10 protein-coding genes are annotated in these 15,128 nt (G+C 60.5%); 1 reads left to right on the top strand and 9 read right to left on the bottom strand.

All coding sequences use genetic code 11. The features are described 5' to 3' along the window. Positions 1 to 125: 125 nt before the first annotated feature. From KFO72_RS07025 to KFO72_RS07065, 8 genes are all read right to left on the bottom strand, one after another. Complete coding sequence (locus KFO72_RS07025) at positions 126 to 2,399, bottom strand: hypothetical protein (RefSeq protein ID WP_176053564.1); 2,274 nt, start codon at positions 2,397 to 2,399, stop codon at positions 126 to 128. 1,124 nt (positions 2,400 to 3,523) lie between these two features. Beyond that, entirely contained in the window at positions 3,524 to 5,137 is a 1,614-nt protein-coding gene (locus KFO72_RS07030) for an ABC transporter ATP-binding protein (RefSeq protein WP_224100803.1), read from the bottom strand. Beyond that, positions 5,137 to 6,249, bottom strand: coding sequence for an ABC transporter permease (locus KFO72_RS07035; RefSeq protein ID WP_062918580.1), 1,113 nt, complete (start codon positions 6,247 to 6,249; stop codon positions 5,137 to 5,139). The genes KFO72_RS07030 and KFO72_RS07035 overlap by 1 nt, the downstream gene beginning before the upstream one ends. After that, positions 6,203 to 7,255, bottom strand: coding sequence for a microcin C ABC transporter permease YejB (locus KFO72_RS07040; protein WP_035996031.1), 1,053 nt, complete (start codon positions 7,253 to 7,255; stop codon positions 6,203 to 6,205). The genes KFO72_RS07035 and KFO72_RS07040 overlap by 47 nt, the downstream gene beginning before the upstream one ends. 10 nt (positions 7,256 to 7,265) lie before the next feature. Then, positions 7,266 to 9,146 (bottom strand): extracellular solute-binding protein, encoded by a 1,881-nt coding sequence (locus KFO72_RS07045; protein WP_412101765.1) that lies wholly within the window; start codon positions 9,144 to 9,146, stop codon positions 7,266 to 7,268. Positions 9,147 to 9,266: 120 nt separating this feature from the next. Further along, on the bottom strand, positions 9,267 to 10,040 hold the full coding sequence (locus KFO72_RS42020; RefSeq protein ID WP_054931011.1) for an energy transducer TonB: 774 nt from the start codon (positions 10,038 to 10,040) through the stop codon (positions 9,267 to 9,269). Then, on the bottom strand, positions 10,037 to 10,456 hold the full coding sequence (locus KFO72_RS07060) for an ExbD/TolR family protein (protein ID WP_054931012.1): 420 nt from the start codon (positions 10,454 to 10,456) through the stop codon (positions 10,037 to 10,039). The genes KFO72_RS42020 and KFO72_RS07060 overlap by 4 nt, the downstream gene beginning before the upstream one ends. A 30-nt stretch (positions 10,457 to 10,486) precedes the next feature. Continuing rightward, the gene (locus KFO72_RS07065; protein WP_054931013.1) at positions 10,487 to 11,098 is read right to left on the bottom strand and encodes a MotA/TolQ/ExbB proton channel family protein; all 612 of its coding nucleotides are present in this window, start codon (positions 11,096 to 11,098) and stop codon (positions 10,487 to 10,489) included. A gap of 1,052 nt (positions 11,099 to 12,150) precedes the next feature. On the opposite strand from KFO72_RS07065, the gene KFO72_RS07070 reads away from it, so the two are divergent. Continuing rightward, a complete protein-coding gene (locus tag KFO72_RS07070) occupies positions 12,151 to 14,829 on the top strand; it encodes a TonB-dependent receptor plug domain-containing protein (protein ID WP_060610542.1) in 2,679 nt (892 codons plus the stop codon). 73 nt (positions 14,830 to 14,902) lie between these two features. Here the strand turns inward: KFO72_RS07070 and KFO72_RS07075 are convergent, their stop codons facing one another. Then, on the bottom strand, positions 14,903 to 15,097 hold the full coding sequence (locus KFO72_RS07075) for a hypothetical protein (protein WP_224100804.1): 195 nt from the start codon (positions 15,095 to 15,097) through the stop codon (positions 14,903 to 14,905). Between the last annotated feature and the right edge of the window lie 31 nt (positions 15,098 to 15,128).

Here is a 15,128-nt window from a genome sequence, read left to right on the forward strand (position 1 = left end):
GGTGTCCTGGTCGGCCGGGCGACCCGGCTATGGCGACCACACCTTCGACGTGCGTCACCCGTAAACGAACAAGGGACCCAGGAGGTTGCCCTCCTGGGTCCCTTGAAGACAGCTGGCGTCGACGCTTACTGTCCCGTGTATCCAACCGGCACGGTCGAATTGTTCTTCGCGACCGTCGCGTTGTTCGACACGATGTACTGCGGCACTTCCGTCAGCGTCAGCGACACCTGGCCGTTCGAATACGGAAGCGTCGTGACGTTGCCATACCCGTCGATCTTCGTCACGTTGCCCGACGTGCCCGCATTGTCCACCTGCAGCGAATAGGTCGTCGAATAGGTCGTGCTATACACGCCATTGACGGGCCACTGGCTGTTGTTGTGCGTCCACGCGGCCGTCACGACCTTGCCGTTGTTCAGCTGCTGGAAGTCGTACACGAAGGTGCCCGAAGGCGTGTTCTTCACGCGGCCCAACGTATTGGTGCCGTCGAGCACACGCGTCATCGTGGCAAACGCCATCGCTTCCGGCTTCGGCGACAGGTTCGACGCGCCGAACGCGCCCTGCGCATTGTTCAGGTCGAAGAACGAACCGTAGCCCACTTCGCCCGGATAGTCCGCGCCGTAGAACAGCGTCGTGAGCTGCGCGCCGCCGCCCAGCACGATGATGTGCGAGCGCACCCCAACGGCCGCATGCGCGAACAGCTGGTTTTGCGACGGCACGGTGGGACCATACGCCAGACCCGGATCGTAGCTCGTGCCCGCTTCCGTGAAGAACAGCTTCATGTTCGGCTTGCCGTTCTGCATCACCTGACGCAACTGCGCCATCTGGTTGTCCAGCGCATTGGCCTGGTTCGCGGCGCTCGGGTCCGAATCGTATTGCTCCGGCGGATGCGCCGGGTAGGTACCCGCATTCCAGTAGCCGTGCGTCGAGACGGCATCGATGTAATTCCACAGGCCGAGTGCACCGAACTTCTGCAGATAGCCGGTCGTGCACGTCGTGCAGTTCGCGGCGAACGGATTGCCCGTGCCCATCACGACCGCGTTCGGATCGGTGGAGTGGATGCCTTCATAGGCAGCCTTGTACATCGCGACGAAATTCGCGTCGCTATCGGCCCAGCCGAGACTCGGCTCCCACGTCACCTGATAGTAATTCTTCTGCTGGTTCGGGTAGTTGGCCGCGCGGATCAGGCTTGTATCCGTACCCACCTTCGCCATGAAGTTCTGGTACGCGGTCAGATCCTTCGGTGCGTAGTAGCTGTCCGTGAACTGACCCGTCTTCGAATTCCACGCCGGGATGCCGTCGAGCCGCACGATACGCATCTGATCGGGATTGGCCTTATAGAACGGATCGAGATCGTTCACGCTCGGCGTGTACGTGTTAGGACCATTCGGCTCCATCTGCGACTGCTGACGATTGTCGATCGTCCACGTGATGCCCAGCGCGCGCAGTGCCGCGATGTTGCCGTTGAACCCTTGCATGCCGAAACGGTGCTGGTCCTGATGCGCGTACGTGACCGTGCCGAGTGCCGAGGCGAGATTCGGCAGCACGCCGAACGTCGCAATGCCTGTCGGACGCGTGCCGCTACGCGGCAGCGTGCCGCCATTCGCGCGCAGCGTGGCCGTGATCGCGCCATAGCCCGACCATGTCGACTTGCACGAGAGGGTGTTGGTCTGCACGCCAGCGCTCACCGGGAAACTGCCCTGCGTCCTGATCGCGCCATTCGAATCCGCGATCGACCAGATCACGGTATCCGCGTTCGGTGCGTTCGTCGTGACCGTGAGGTTGAACGGCGCGTTGTTCTGGAACACGCGCAGGCCGTCGGTGGTCGGCGTGTCGGCCGTGATCAGGCCGTTCGCCGTGCCGCCAGCCTTCTGCACCGCCGTTCCGCACGAGATCGCCGCGCTGGACGAAGGTGACGGTGCGGGTGCGGGCGTCGGTGTCGGTGTCGGCGTCGGCGTCGGCGTCGGCGTCGGCGTCGGCGTCGGCGTTGGTGTCGGTGTCGGCGTCGGCGTGGGAGTCGGTGTCGGCGTCGGTGTGGGAGTCGGCGCCGGCGCGGGAGCCGGCGTTGCAGCCGGCGAGCCGGCCGCGACGGCACGCACCCAGCACGCTTTTCCGTAACCGTACGCAGGGTCCGTATTCGACACCGCGCCGACATAGCAGCCAACGCCATTCGTGAACGTACGCGGCGCCGTGAGCATCACGGAGGGCGCGTTAGGCGGCACGGCGCCAAACACGACAGAGCCCGTTCCGAGGAACGAGCAGTTGCTATTCTCTTTGCCGCACAGTGTGTATGACTGGCCTGCAACGGTAATCGTCGATGCCTGGGCGTACGCCTGCTCTGCACCAAACGAAGCCAGCACGGTTGCCGATGCAACACCCAATAGTTTCCAATAGCTCATCATTGTCCGTTGATCCCGGTGAAATCAGTTTTCCCCGAAAGTCCAGCAAGATCGTTGACAGATCGTCCCGCTGTGGCGTTTTCGAATACAAAGAAACCGGCATCGACTATTTATTACGGATTACTTACTATGATGTCCAGGCATGAGCAGGACACGCGTTCATGCAATCTCGCTTTCGATGACCGGGAACGTGCGGAGACCCCGCGCTAGCGCGGATCGATTCCCTGTACACATCTGATACCAGATCAGATGATTTGATAGACGAGCCGAGACCGACTCCTGCAATCAGGAATCCTCAACTACGGCTGAGTCGTCTTGCGCGTTTTGGCAACAACATGCCGTCGAGAGCCCTTTCGGGTTCGACGAAATTGATCTACATCAATGTGATACAGGCAACGTCGGGGCATTGCATTTCCGCGGTCGACATCTACGCAGAACCTGCGACCACCCGTCTGAACGGAGACAAACTGGCACCTCTGCGCGCAAGCGCCGTAGGTAGCAATTACTTCCGTCCGATCCCTACCAAGTACTAATTACAGAAAATTTCAAGGCAGACGAATTATAAACGTTTCATTCATGTAACGTCGCCCGAAAAAAACCCAAAAGGTAATGTCGCCGGTAATTTCGGAGAAATTTTGAGATCTGGTTTCGTGAAGCGGGATCGATCAGGGAAGATTCACCCGTGACCGCCCGCAAAAAGTAAATTCATGATCGATATGGATATTTTTTCTTCGTTTTCGTAATACGAATGCGCCATTCATGCGTTTAAATTTTCAGTGCGCACGATAATGGGGAAATGATCGATCCCGATTAATAAGAATATCCTCCGACTATTACGCGAACCCGCAGCGCGATTAAATAGGGCGCGTCCACCTCATTGAATATTGCGCGCCCGATTCCCGCAGACTCAGATCGCCATTGAAAAGCCGCGCACTCGCAACGGCCATTCGCTTCAGGCCGTCGTGCCGCCGTCAATCGCGGCGAGCACCTCGCGGGTCAATGTCGGATCGTTCAACTCGAGGTGTGCCGATAATCGCCCCGTCACTTGCTGAAGCAGCCAGCCAAACGGCCGGCTTACCTCGATGCCGCGACGAATCAGTTGGCTTCGCGGCGCCGATGGCCGCCCACTACACCGCAAGCGGCGTTGCAGACATCATCGAGGCAGCCACGAGCTTGCGTGTGTAGGGATGCGTCGGTGCCTCCATCACGTCGTGCGTTTCGCCCGTTTCGACGATACGCCCGGACTTCATCACCGCCACCCGATGCGCCATCGCGCGTATCACGGCCAGATCGTGCGTGATGAACAGATAGCTCAGCCTGCGGCTCTTTTGCAGATTCGCGAGCAGGCTCAGCACCTGCTTTTGTATCGACACGTCGAGCGCGCTGGTCGGCTCGTCGAGAATCAGGATTTCCGGCTCGACGGCAAGCGCGCGGGCAATCGCAATTCGCTGCCGCTGCCCGCCCGAAAACTCCTGCGGATACCGCAGCATCACGTCCCACGGCATGCCCACTTCCTGCAACAGCGCGGCGACCCGTTCGCGCCGCGCATGCGCATCCAGTCCCGGCCGATGCACCCGCAAGCCTTCGCCCACGATCTGCTCGACCGCCATGCGCGGCGACAAAGAGCCGAACGGGTCCTGAAATACGACTTGCAACTTCGCATACAGCGACTTGCGCGACGACGCGGTGCGCAACGTCGACAACGGCATGCCGTCGATATGAACGCTTCCCGCTGCGGGAGGTTGCAAGCCGAGCAGGGTTGCCGCAAGCGTCGATTTACCGGAACCGGATTCGCCGACTATGCCCAACGTCTCGCCGTGCCGTAACGACAGATCGATGCCGTGCAACGCGCGAAATGCCCGGCGCCTGAACACGCCGCTCGTCGCATAGTCGACAGATAACCCTTGCACTTCCATCACACGTTTCGCATTGGACGCGACCGGCGAGACCTGCCGCTGCGGCTCGCTCGCAAGAAGCTTTTGCGTATAGGGATGACGCGGCGCGTCGAACAGTTCCTTCGTCGCGCCGCTTTCGACGAGCACCCCCTTTTCCATCACCGCTACGCGCTGCGCGAAGTGCCGCACGAGATTGAGGTCGTGCGTGATCAACAGAACAGCCATGCCGTGATGCGCGGCCTCCTGTTCCTGCAGATCGATCAGCAGATCGACGATCTGCCGTCGCACGGTCACGTCGAGCGCGGTGGTCGGTTCATCGGCCAGCAGCAGACGCGGTCTGCACGCAAGCGCCATCGCGATCATCGCGCGTTGACGTTGACCGCCCGACAGTTGATGGGGATAGCTGTCGATGCGCCGCTCCGGCTCGGGAATGCCCGTGCGCGCCAGCAATTCGATGCCCCGTGCCCGTGCAGCATTGGCGCGCAAGCCTTCATGCAGCCGCAGGCTTTCCGCAATCTGCTGCCCGATGGTGAAGAGCGGATTCAACGCGGTCATCGGTTCCTGAAAGACCATCGCGACGTCCGCGCCGCGTATGCCGCGCATTTGCTGCTCGGACTTTTGCAGCAGATCTTCGCCGTCGAGCATGATGCGCCCGCTCGTTTTCGCATGCTCGACAAGGCGCAAGACGGACAGCGCCGTCACGCTCTTTCCCGAGCCTGACTCGCCCACCAGCGCGACTCGCTCGCCCGCAGCGACGCTCAGGCAAAGATTGTCGACGACGCGCTTTTCGCCTTGCTCGCCAAAGCGCACCGTCAAATGATCGATTTCCAGAAGTGGCTTTGTCATTAGTGCCCTCCACCGAATGCGGAGCCACGCGCACGCGTGTCCATTGCATTGCGCAATGCGTCGCCCATGAAAGTCAGCAACAGCAGAGTCACGACGAGCGCCGCGAACGCCGACACCGAAATCCACCACGCGTCGAGATTGTTCTTTCCTTCCTGCAGCAACTCGCCGAGACTCGGCATGGGCGGCGGAACGCCAAGCCCCAGAAAGTCGAGACTCGTCAGCGAGAGAATTGCCGCGCTCATGCGAAATGGAAGAAACGTGATGACGGGCGTGAGACTGTTCGGCAGAACATGGCGCCAGATGATCTGTCCATTCGACAGGCCCATGGTGCGCGCGGCCCTCACGTAATCGAGTGAACGGTTGCGCAGGAACTCGGCCCGCACGTAATCCGACAGCACCAGCCAGCCGAACATCGACAGCAGAATGAAGAGTAGCCACAAGCTCGGCTCGAAGATCGAGGCAAAGATGATCAGCAAGTAAAGATCGGGCATCGAACTCCATATTTCGATCAGCCGCTGACCGATCAGATCCACCTTGCCGCCGTAAAAACCCTGCACGGCACCCACCAGAACACCGAATGCGACGCCCGATACGGTGAGTGCCAACGCCATCAGCACCGACAGGCGGAAACCGTAGAGCAGCCGCGACAGTACATCGCGCCCATACTGATCCGTTCCCAGCCAGTTGTCGGCATTGGGCGGCGCAGGGTACGGGCGCGTGGCGAAATAATCGATCGTGTCGTAGCGGTAATGATTTGGCGCATAGATCGCAAAGTTGCCATTCGACTGAATGCGGCTGCGAATGAAAGGATCGAGGTAATTCGCTCTGGTCGTGAAGTCGCCGCCGAATAGCGTCTCCGGGTACTCTTTAGCAATAGGAAAGTAATAGTGGCCTTCGTAGCGCACGAGAAGCGGCCTGTCGTTTGCCACGACGTCGCTTAGCAAGCTCAGCGCGAAAAGAGTCGAAAAGATCACCGCGCTCCAGAAGCCGAGACGCTGGCTTCTGAAACGCCGCCACACGCGCCGCCACGGCGACGGCGACACGGGCAGCGCGGCGACTGCGCTGCTAGCGCCCGGTGCGGTTGAACTGGATGCGGGGGTCGACAAGGACATAGCACACGTCAGCGATGAGCTTGGTCAAAAGACCAATCAGGGTGAACAGGAATAGCGAGCCGAGCACGACGGGATAGTCACGGCGGATCACGGAGTCGTAAGAGAGCTGGCCCATGCCGTCGAGCGAAAACAAAGTCTCGATCAGCAGATTGCCGTTCAGAAACGCGCCGACGAATGCCGCGGGCAAGCCAGTCAAAAGCGGGATCGCGGCATTGCGCAACACATGTCTGAAGAGCACGTCGCGTTGCGGCACACCCTTGGCTTTTGCGGTCAGCACGTATTGACGGCCGATCTCCTCCAGAAACGTATTCTTCGTCAGGATCGTGACGACCGCGAAGTTGCCCACTACGGCGGCCGTCACCGGCAAGACGATGTGCCACAGATAGTCGAGCACCTTGCCGATCGCGCTGAGGTCGTCGAAGTCGTCCGAGGTCAGGCCGCGCATCGGGAACACCTGCCACAACGTGCCGCCGCCGAACAGCATCAACAGCAGCACGCCGAACACGAAGCCTGGAATTGCATAGCCCGCCAGCACGGCGACACTCGTGACGGTATCGAAGCGCGACCCGTTGCGGACCGCCTTCGCGATGCCGAGCGGCACCGACACGAGGTAAGTCAATATCACCGTCCATAATCCGAGCGTGATCGACACGGGCAGTTTCGAACGGATGACGCCCCACACGCTCTGGTGGTGATAGTAGGACTGGCCGAGATCGAAGGTCGCGTAGTCTTCGAGCATCGCGAAGTAACGCGTGAGCGGCGGCTTGTCGAAGCCGAACTGCTTCTTGATCTGCTCCATCTGCTGCGGGTCCACCCCCTGACTGCCATGATAGCCGCCGCCCCCCGCGCCGCCCTCGCCGCCCGGGCGCGCGCCGTGGCGCAATTGCGTCATGATCTGTTCGACAGGGCCGCCCGGCACGAACTGCGTGACGACGAAGGTCAGCGTGACCACGCCGATGAGCGTCGGCACCATCAGGGCCAGCCGTTTCAGGATATACATCAGCACGGTCTGCTCCTCATTGCACGTTTGTGGACGCAACGCTCGCAGCCGGCGGCTTGCGATACCAGTAGCTGATCACCCAGTCTTCCGCCTGATACGTGTATGGCACGAGATCAGGAAAGCCCAGGGAAGTGCGGTATGCAATGCGCGAAGCGGGCGAATAGTATTCGGGGATCTGATAACACTCGGCAATCAGCACACGGTCAAGTGCATGCGTCGCCGTTTGCAGTTCCTCCAGCGATTTCGCCCGCAACACGGCGCGAATCAGCGCATCGACCGCTGCCGAGCGCACGCCGGGATAGTTCTCCGATCCGCTTTGCGATGCCGATGCCGTGCCAAAGCGATGCTCCAGTTCGACGCCCGGAATCGTCACGGTCGGATAGATAAACGTGGTCATGTCGAACTCGAAGTTGTCGAGCCGCTTCTGATAAAGCGCGCTGTCTATCTCACGCAAGCGTGCGTCGATGCCGAGCGTTTGCAGATTGCGCATGAACGGCAGGATGACGCGGTCCATGCCCGGCTGGTCGTCGATAATTTCGATGCTCATCGGCGTGCCGCTCGCGTCGCGCAACTGACCGTCGTGCACGCGCCATCCTGCTTCGGCTAGCAGGTCGCGAGCCTGTCTCAGGTTGTCGCGCAGCGTGTGCGGCGGCAGCGTGTCGGGTTGCTTCGGCATCGCGGCAAACACGCTCGCGGGCAGCTGCGCGCGGTACGGTTCCAGTAATGCAAGCTCCTTCTCCGAAGGCAAACCGCTTGCCGCAAAAGGGCTGTCCTGAAAGTAGCTATTCAGACGCCGGTACTGCCCGTAGAACATCATCCGGTTCATCCAGTCGTAATCGAACGCGTATGAAAGCGCCTTACGCACGCGTGCATCGCGAAACATCGGCTTGCGCGTGTTGAACATCAGGCCCTGCATCTGCGCGCCGTGATTGGAAAATAGCTGACGCGTCAGCAAACCATTGTCGAAGTTCTTGCCGATGTATTTGCGCGCCCATTGCGTCGAACTGTATTCGACCTGCACATCGGTATCGCCTGCCTTGAAGGATTCGAGCTGTGTGTAATGATCGAGATAGAGCTTGAATGCAATGCGCTCGAAACGGTACATGCCGCGTCGCGATGGGAGATCGGCGGCCCAATACGCGGGATTGCGCCGGTAGACGATCTGCTTGTCGTTCTTGCGTTGCTCGATCAGATACGGGCCGCTCGCAATAGGCGGCACGCTGGTCAACTGATCGAACGCAATGCGCTTGCCGTCGGGCTGCGCGCTCCATTTCGGCGAAAAGACGGGAATGTCTCCCGCGATCAGCGGCGCAGCGCGATCCGCATGCCGAAAGTCGAAACGAACGTGCGACGCGTCCACTACAGTCGCGCGCTTGATTAGCGCAAACTGCGAATTGAACAGCGGCGACACGGCAGCACTGCTCAACGTATCAAACGAGTATTTGACATCCGCTGCGGTTACAACGTCGCCATTCGAAAAGCGCGCGCGCGGATCGATATGGAATGTCGCCGACAATCCATCGGGCGCGACTTCCACGTCGTCGGCAATCAACGGGTATTCGGATGCGAGCTCATCCCAGCTACGCTGCATCAGCGTATCGAACATCAAGTGCTGGATGTCGGGTGCGGGAGATCCACGCACGAGAAACGGATTGAGCGAATCGTAACTTTGCGCTTCGTTGTAGTTCTGAAAATTAAGCGTGCCGTTCGCTGGCGCATCCGGATTCGCATAGTCGAAATGTGTGAACTCCGGCGGGTATTTCGGCTCGTCGTATTGCGCGATCGATGGCCTCGCTTGTGCGGGCATTGCATGCAGCGCGATGCCGGCTATCAGCGCGAGCACGCATGCGTGGCCGGCCGTCGCGCGAAAACGAAGGATCAGGGTGCGTCTCATCATCAGCGTGGTTGAATGCGCGCGCAGGCTCGTAACCCGCGCGCGCTGCATCGAACGGGCGCATCGGCAATGGGTCGCTGCCTTTGCGCGTCGCCTGTCTCTCAGGTTATGCCGTTGAATTCGTCAATCGTCGTCCGATGCCGTCGTCTTGAACGAAAACTCCACTTCGCCGACATACGGCTCCGCGTTCTTTTCGCACTTGTAGGCGCGGCCCGCGGCGATCACCGCCTCGTTGAAGACCGTGGTTGGCGGCGTAACGCGCACGATCTTCACCTCGCCGACGCTGCCGTCCGCGTTGATCGACAAATGCGCAAGCACGTTCGCAGAAATGCCCTGCTCCAGCGCGCGACGCGGAATCTGCGGCTGCACCGACTGGCAATGCCCGCGTCCATCGACCACGCCATGCAGCGCGGGCGGCGCAACGGGCGCCGTTCCCGTGGCCGCCGTAGCAGGCGCGGGTGTCGCCGACGGCGGCGCGGTCGCGAGCGCGGGTGCATTCGCCGCGGGATTCGCAGCGGCCGGGATGTTCGCCTCCTTCGGCGCGGCAGACGGCTTCGCGGGCGGCGGCTTCGGCACCGGCAGCGGCTTGGGCTGCACCTGCTTCGGCACGGTCTTTTGCGGCTCGGGCGCGGGCGGCGGCTCGATCTTCTTCACTTCGGGCGGCGGAGGCGGCGGGGGCGGAGCGATCTGCACGCGCATTTCTTTCGGGGCAGGCGGCGGGTCCTGCTGAAACTTCACGTGCGATACCCCAACGATCAACAACAGTTCGATCAGCAGCGCCGCGCCGATCGCGAGCCGCATCGAAATGCGGCCATGATGCGATGGCGTCGACGAAGCCCACAGTGCGCCATTGAGCCGCCGTTGTGGTTCTTTCATATCGATGGCGGGTGAGCTCATGTCGTCGGATTCGTGGCCAGCGCAACCGAACTGATGCCCGCCGCGCGCACCAGGTCCATCACCTTCACGATGTTCTTGTAGCTCGTTCCCTCGTCGCCCGCGATCGCGACGTCCACCTTCTTCGCATCGTGCACGAGCCCTTCCAGACGAGCCGTCAGTTCGGTGGGCGTGACCTGCTTGGCGTCGAGATACAGCTCGTCGTTCTTCGTCACGCCGATCGACACTTTCACCGTCTGCTGCAACTGTTCGGCCGTGCTCGATTGCGGCAGGTCGAGCTTGATGCCCGCGCCCTGGATCATCTTCAGCGTCGCGAGCATGAAGAAGACCAGCAGGAACATCATGATGTCGATCATCGGAATGATCTCGATGCGCGCCTTTTCTTCACCGCCCAGATAGTGGCTGCGATGGTTTCGCATGGTGTTTCTCCTTTACGGCAGATAGCGGTTTCAGGCCGCGAAACGCGAAACGAGCAGCGACTTGATGAGGTCGAACTGATTGACCGTCATGCGGATGCGCTTGTTGAAATAGTTCAGGAAGATCACGCAGATGATCGCGATGGTCAGGCCGCAGGCCGTCGCCGTCAGCGCGTGGCCGATGCCGCCCGTCACGCCGTTCGGATTGGCCGTGCCGCTCGTGCCGAGCACGTTGAACGACTCCACCATGCCGATGATCGTGCCCAGCAGACCGAGCAGCGGGCCGAGCGTCACAGCCGTATCGAGAATCCACAGATTGCGGTCGAGGCGCGGCAGCTGAAACATGATCGTCTCTTCGATCTCGCGCTCCACGACGGCTTCCGTCTTGCCCTTCGCCTTCATGGCCGTTTTCACGAGTTCGCCCTGTACCGTCGCGCGATAGTGCTCGGCGACCTTGGCGGCATCGTCCGGCCTGGCGGGATCGACGAGCTTCAGGTCGTGTTCGAGTGTCTTGCCCGCCTGCACGGCGCGCGAGAAGAACACAAAGCGCTCGATGATGATCGCGATGCCGAGCAGGAAGATGAAGGCAAGAAGGGGAATCAGACCCATCGACTGGATCGAGTAGGTAATGAGCGTATTCAGCACTGCGGACTCCGGTTAGTACGATCGAACAGCCGTTGCATGACGGCATGGGTTTCAGTGGACCGGCGGCTTCGTGGGCTGCCGGGAAAAAGGCGCGCCCTCCAATGCAAAGGCCGTACCAGGTCGACACGTATGCGGCGGGCGACGGACCAACCGAAGCCGCGTGTCCGATGCGCAAAGGCCCGTATTTCAAGGCATTACCCAATTTCACAGCTAAAACATTTCCACTGACGATGCAGCATCCTCGCGCGTGCATATAACGCGTCAAATTAAAGAGCAACACCCGGACTTAGACCTGGTTCGCGCAATCCACACAGCCCATCAAACTTTGTTTAGTAGCGCAATTGGTGCACGACCCATTTGAATGGCAATAAACAGTGCATTTATTCAATTGGAATTAGACAAGTTATTTACACTTTCATTAAAGCACCGTGAGGCGTGAGTTCGGTCTTTGCGTTTCATGCAATGTTGCCCACAGGATAAGGGATTGAGCATCACATCGATGCAAACAAAGTTTGATGAGCATCGTTTTATCAGCTAAAGCGGATGCCCCGATTTAGTTACTAAACAGATTAAAAGCGAAATGTAATGATTCGCACCGGTTTGAAAAGCGCGCCTTTTGTTAGTGCTTTTCACGCACTGTAAACGCCAATAGAAGAATAGCTCTAAATGCGTTTTGCGGGTATCACCAATCCTTCCACTGTGTTACTCGCGCGAAAGTTCTTTTAAGACTTTCCATTGATATTTCGCATTCCCATCTAACTTTGTTTTTTACGAATCCAATCAATCCTTTGCACACGAATTAATTCGTATCGAACGCCACCGCACCGCTCTTTTGCCGCCGACGTGGCATGCGTTTCGCTTTCGGCAGCGCTCGCTTTCAGCCAGAGCGCGCCGACACGATCGGCAATGCGCCCTGGACGGGACGTGCGACATGGCGCCGTTACGCGTCAGCAGCGAGGACCTTGCTGACCCGGTCGCACGACTGCACGCAGCGACTCGCATGCGTGCGGATCGTTCAACAGAAGTCGTCTCAACGACAAGAAGGAGCGCAAGTGAAACAGAAGAGACTGGTCTCGGCGATCAGGACAATCATAGGAGCCGAGCTGGTGCTGACGGCGGCATTCATCCCGCTCGCGCATGCACAGAGCCAACCCGATAGCGCAGCCGCGCCGACTGCGGCCAGCGCACCGGCCGTCAGCAAACTCGACAAGGTCGAAATCACAGGGTCGTTGATCCGCACGTCGGACAAGGTCGGCAACGTCGAAGTCCAGACCATCACGCCGAAGGAGATTCAGGCGAGCGGCTATACCACCGTGGCCGACTTCCTGCGCGGCACGTCGGCGAACTCCGCCAGCAGCTGGTCGCAAAGCACGATGAACGGCACGGCGCCAGGCGGTGCGGGTATCGCGCTGCGCGGGCTCAGCGAGAAGTACACGCTGGTGCTGGTCGATGGGCAGCGCGTCGCCAATTACGCGCAGGCCGTGAACTTCACCGACACCTTCTTCGATGTGAATTCGATCCCGTTGAACATGGTCGATCACATCGAAATCGTCAAAACGGGGGCCGTTTCCGAGTACGGTTCCGACGCGATCGCGGGCGTGGTGAACATCATCACGAAGAAGAACTTCCAGGGCCTGCAAGTCGACGGGCAACTCGGCAAGGCGCAGCATCCGGGCGATGGCCAGGGCAGCTTCAGCGTGCTGGCCGGCTTCGGCGATCTCAACGCGGACCGTTTCAATGTCACGGCGGCGGCGAGCTATTACCGCGACAGCGGCTCGACACTGGCCGACCGCGACATGACGAAGAACCAGGACTTCACGCAATACCCGGGCGGTCTCAAGGCGCCGCTAGGGCCGAACCAGCAGTCGTACTGGGGCCTGCCCGACGGCTCCACGCAGGCGCTCAGCCCGTGCCCGCCCGGCAGCAGCGCGGCCAACACGGCAGGCGCATCGTGCACGTACAACACGGCCGCCGCGACGTCGCTGATCCCTTCGACGACGCGCCTGAACGCCAATGTGCGCGGCACGTTCAAGATCAACGACGAGACGCAGGCCTTCGCCGACTTCTGGGCGAGCCGCAACGAAACCGTGCAGCTGATGGGCCCGGCTTCGATCTCGTCGACCACCAACGTATTCAACCCCACGACGGGCTCGGTCGCGCCGCTGCCGCGCACTGTCGCCGGCTCGAATCCGTTTAACCCGTTCGGCGTGGATACGCCGATCAACCTCACCTTCCCCAACAACGTCGCGTCGGCGGATACGGTGTCGACGTTCTGGAAGGCGTCGACGGGTGTCAAAGGCTCGTTCACGACGCAGAAGCTCGGCGACTGGGACTGGTCGGCAGAATACGGTCACTCGCAAAGTACCGTCGATACGCACTACTCGAACTCGCTCAACGTGGCGGGTGTCGAGAACATTCTCGGCAACGGCGTCTATAACTTCGCGAATCCCGCCTCCACGCCCAATGGCCTGAACGGCGTGTTCATGGACGACTATCAGCAGGCCATCTCGAAGCTCGATAGCGTGACGGCGAAGACATCGACGGGCAACCTGTTCACGCTGCCGACGGGCAACGTCGGCTTCGGCATCGGCTCGGAGTTCCGCCACGAAAGCTCGACGATCAATCCGCGCACCTTTGCGTCGGAAGGCATTGCGGCGCCCGCCAACGTGCAGAGCGTAGACGGCTCGCGCAACGTCGCAGCCGTGTTCTACCAGATCGAGATTCCGATTATCCGCAACCTCACGTTCACGCAGGCGGGCCGCTACGACCACTACAGCGACTTCGGCGGCGCGTTCTCGCCGAGCTTCGCGTTGCGCTTCCAGCCGGTGCAGATGTTCACGACCTACGCGTCGTACAGCCGGGGCTTCCGCGCGCCGACGCTGGTGGAGAACTCGCAGGCCGCGTATCTCGCGCACCAGAACCTGGTCGACCCGAACGATCCGAGCGGCGTGCCGACCAAGCACTTCACGACCGAGCAGATCAACGGCAACCCCGACCTGCAGCCGGAGCATACGAAGAACTACAACATCGGCTTCCAGCTGTCCCCGGATACGTCGACCGATATCGGCGCGTCGTTCTACAAGATTCACATCGACGGCGTGATCGGCACGAACGACCCGAACGCGCTGCTTCAGCAGAACGATCCGTCCGTCGTCATCCGCAATCCGGACGGCACGATCCGCTATGTCGCGCAACAGTTCGTGAATCTCGGCTCGCTCGATACCGACGGCTTCGACATGAACTTCCGCAAGTCGGTCGGCACGAAGTACGGCACGTTCACGCTATCGGGCGACTGGGCCTATGTGTGGCACTTCAAGCTGAACAGCCCGGGCAGCCCGACGCAAGACTTCGCGGGCAACAACCTCGCGCTGCTGCAGCCGTTCGGCGCGAGCAACCCGCGCTGGAAGGGCAATACGAGCCTGAGCTGGGACTACCAGAAGTTCACGACCACGCTGACGTGGCAGTACACGGGTCCGTACACGAATGCCGTCGCGGCGGAATTCGGCGATGGCGGCACGCTGTCGGTCGCGTCGTATAGCCAGTTCAACCTGATGGCCACGTATCGCGGCTTCAAGCACTGGACGATTTATGGCGGCATCACGAACCTGTTCGACAAGAAGCCGCCGTTCGACGTCGAATGGCAGGCCGTGCCCGACATCACGGGTTACGACCAGTCGCTGTACACCGATCTCGGCCGCTTCTTCCAGGTCGGCGCGACGTACCGGTTCTGATTCACGCGTTACCGTGTGATGAAGGAGTCTCCCGGCCGCGGGAGACGTTGTTGTTGCAATTCCACCCCTTGTTTCAGGGGCTTTGCCGGCGGTGCGACGATTCGCACCGCCGCTTTTTCGCTTTCATGCCTGCCTGAAGGGCAGCGTGCTGGAGAATGCTTCGAGTTCCATGGCGCGCGCCGCCAGTTGCGCGAGCTTCGGGAATGCAGCGGGATTCGATGATGCTGCCGCTGTCATAGAGAATCTCGCCTTCGTCGGTCGCATCCATCGGATCTCGAACAGAGCCATGTCGTCATTCG

Origin of the sequence: Paraburkholderia sp. XV, assembly GCF_020177535.1 — a bacterium.
Classification (GTDB): Bacteria; Pseudomonadota; Gammaproteobacteria; order Burkholderiales; family Burkholderiaceae; genus Paraburkholderia; species Paraburkholderia caribensis.

Bases quoted from the DNA above. Each gene is read 5' to 3' on its own strand.
- KFO72_RS42020 (WP_054931011.1), bottom strand. From the start codon at position 10,040: ATGAGCTCACCCGCCATCGATATGAAAGAACCACAACGGCGGCTCAAT.
- KFO72_RS07035 (WP_062918580.1), bottom strand. From the start codon at position 6,249: ATGTCCTTGTCGACCCCCGCATCCAGTTCAACCGCACCGGGCGCTAGC.
- KFO72_RS07075 (WP_224100804.1), bottom strand. From the start codon at position 15,097: ATGGATGCGACCGACGAAGGCGAGATTCTCTATGACAGCGGCAGCATC.
- KFO72_RS07045 (WP_412101765.1), bottom strand. From the start codon at position 9,146: ATGATGAGACGCACCCTGATCCTTCGTTTTCGCGCGACGGCCGGCCAC.
- KFO72_RS07060 (WP_054931012.1), bottom strand. From the start codon at position 10,456: ATGCGAAACCATCGCAGCCACTATCTGGGCGGTGAAGAAAAGGCGCGC.
- KFO72_RS07025 (WP_176053564.1), bottom strand. From the start codon at position 2,399: ATGATGAGCTATTGGAAACTATTGGGTGTTGCATCGGCAACCGTGCTG.
- KFO72_RS07030 (WP_224100803.1), bottom strand. From the start codon at position 5,137: ATGACAAAGCCACTTCTGGAAATCGATCATTTGACGGTGCGCTTTGGC.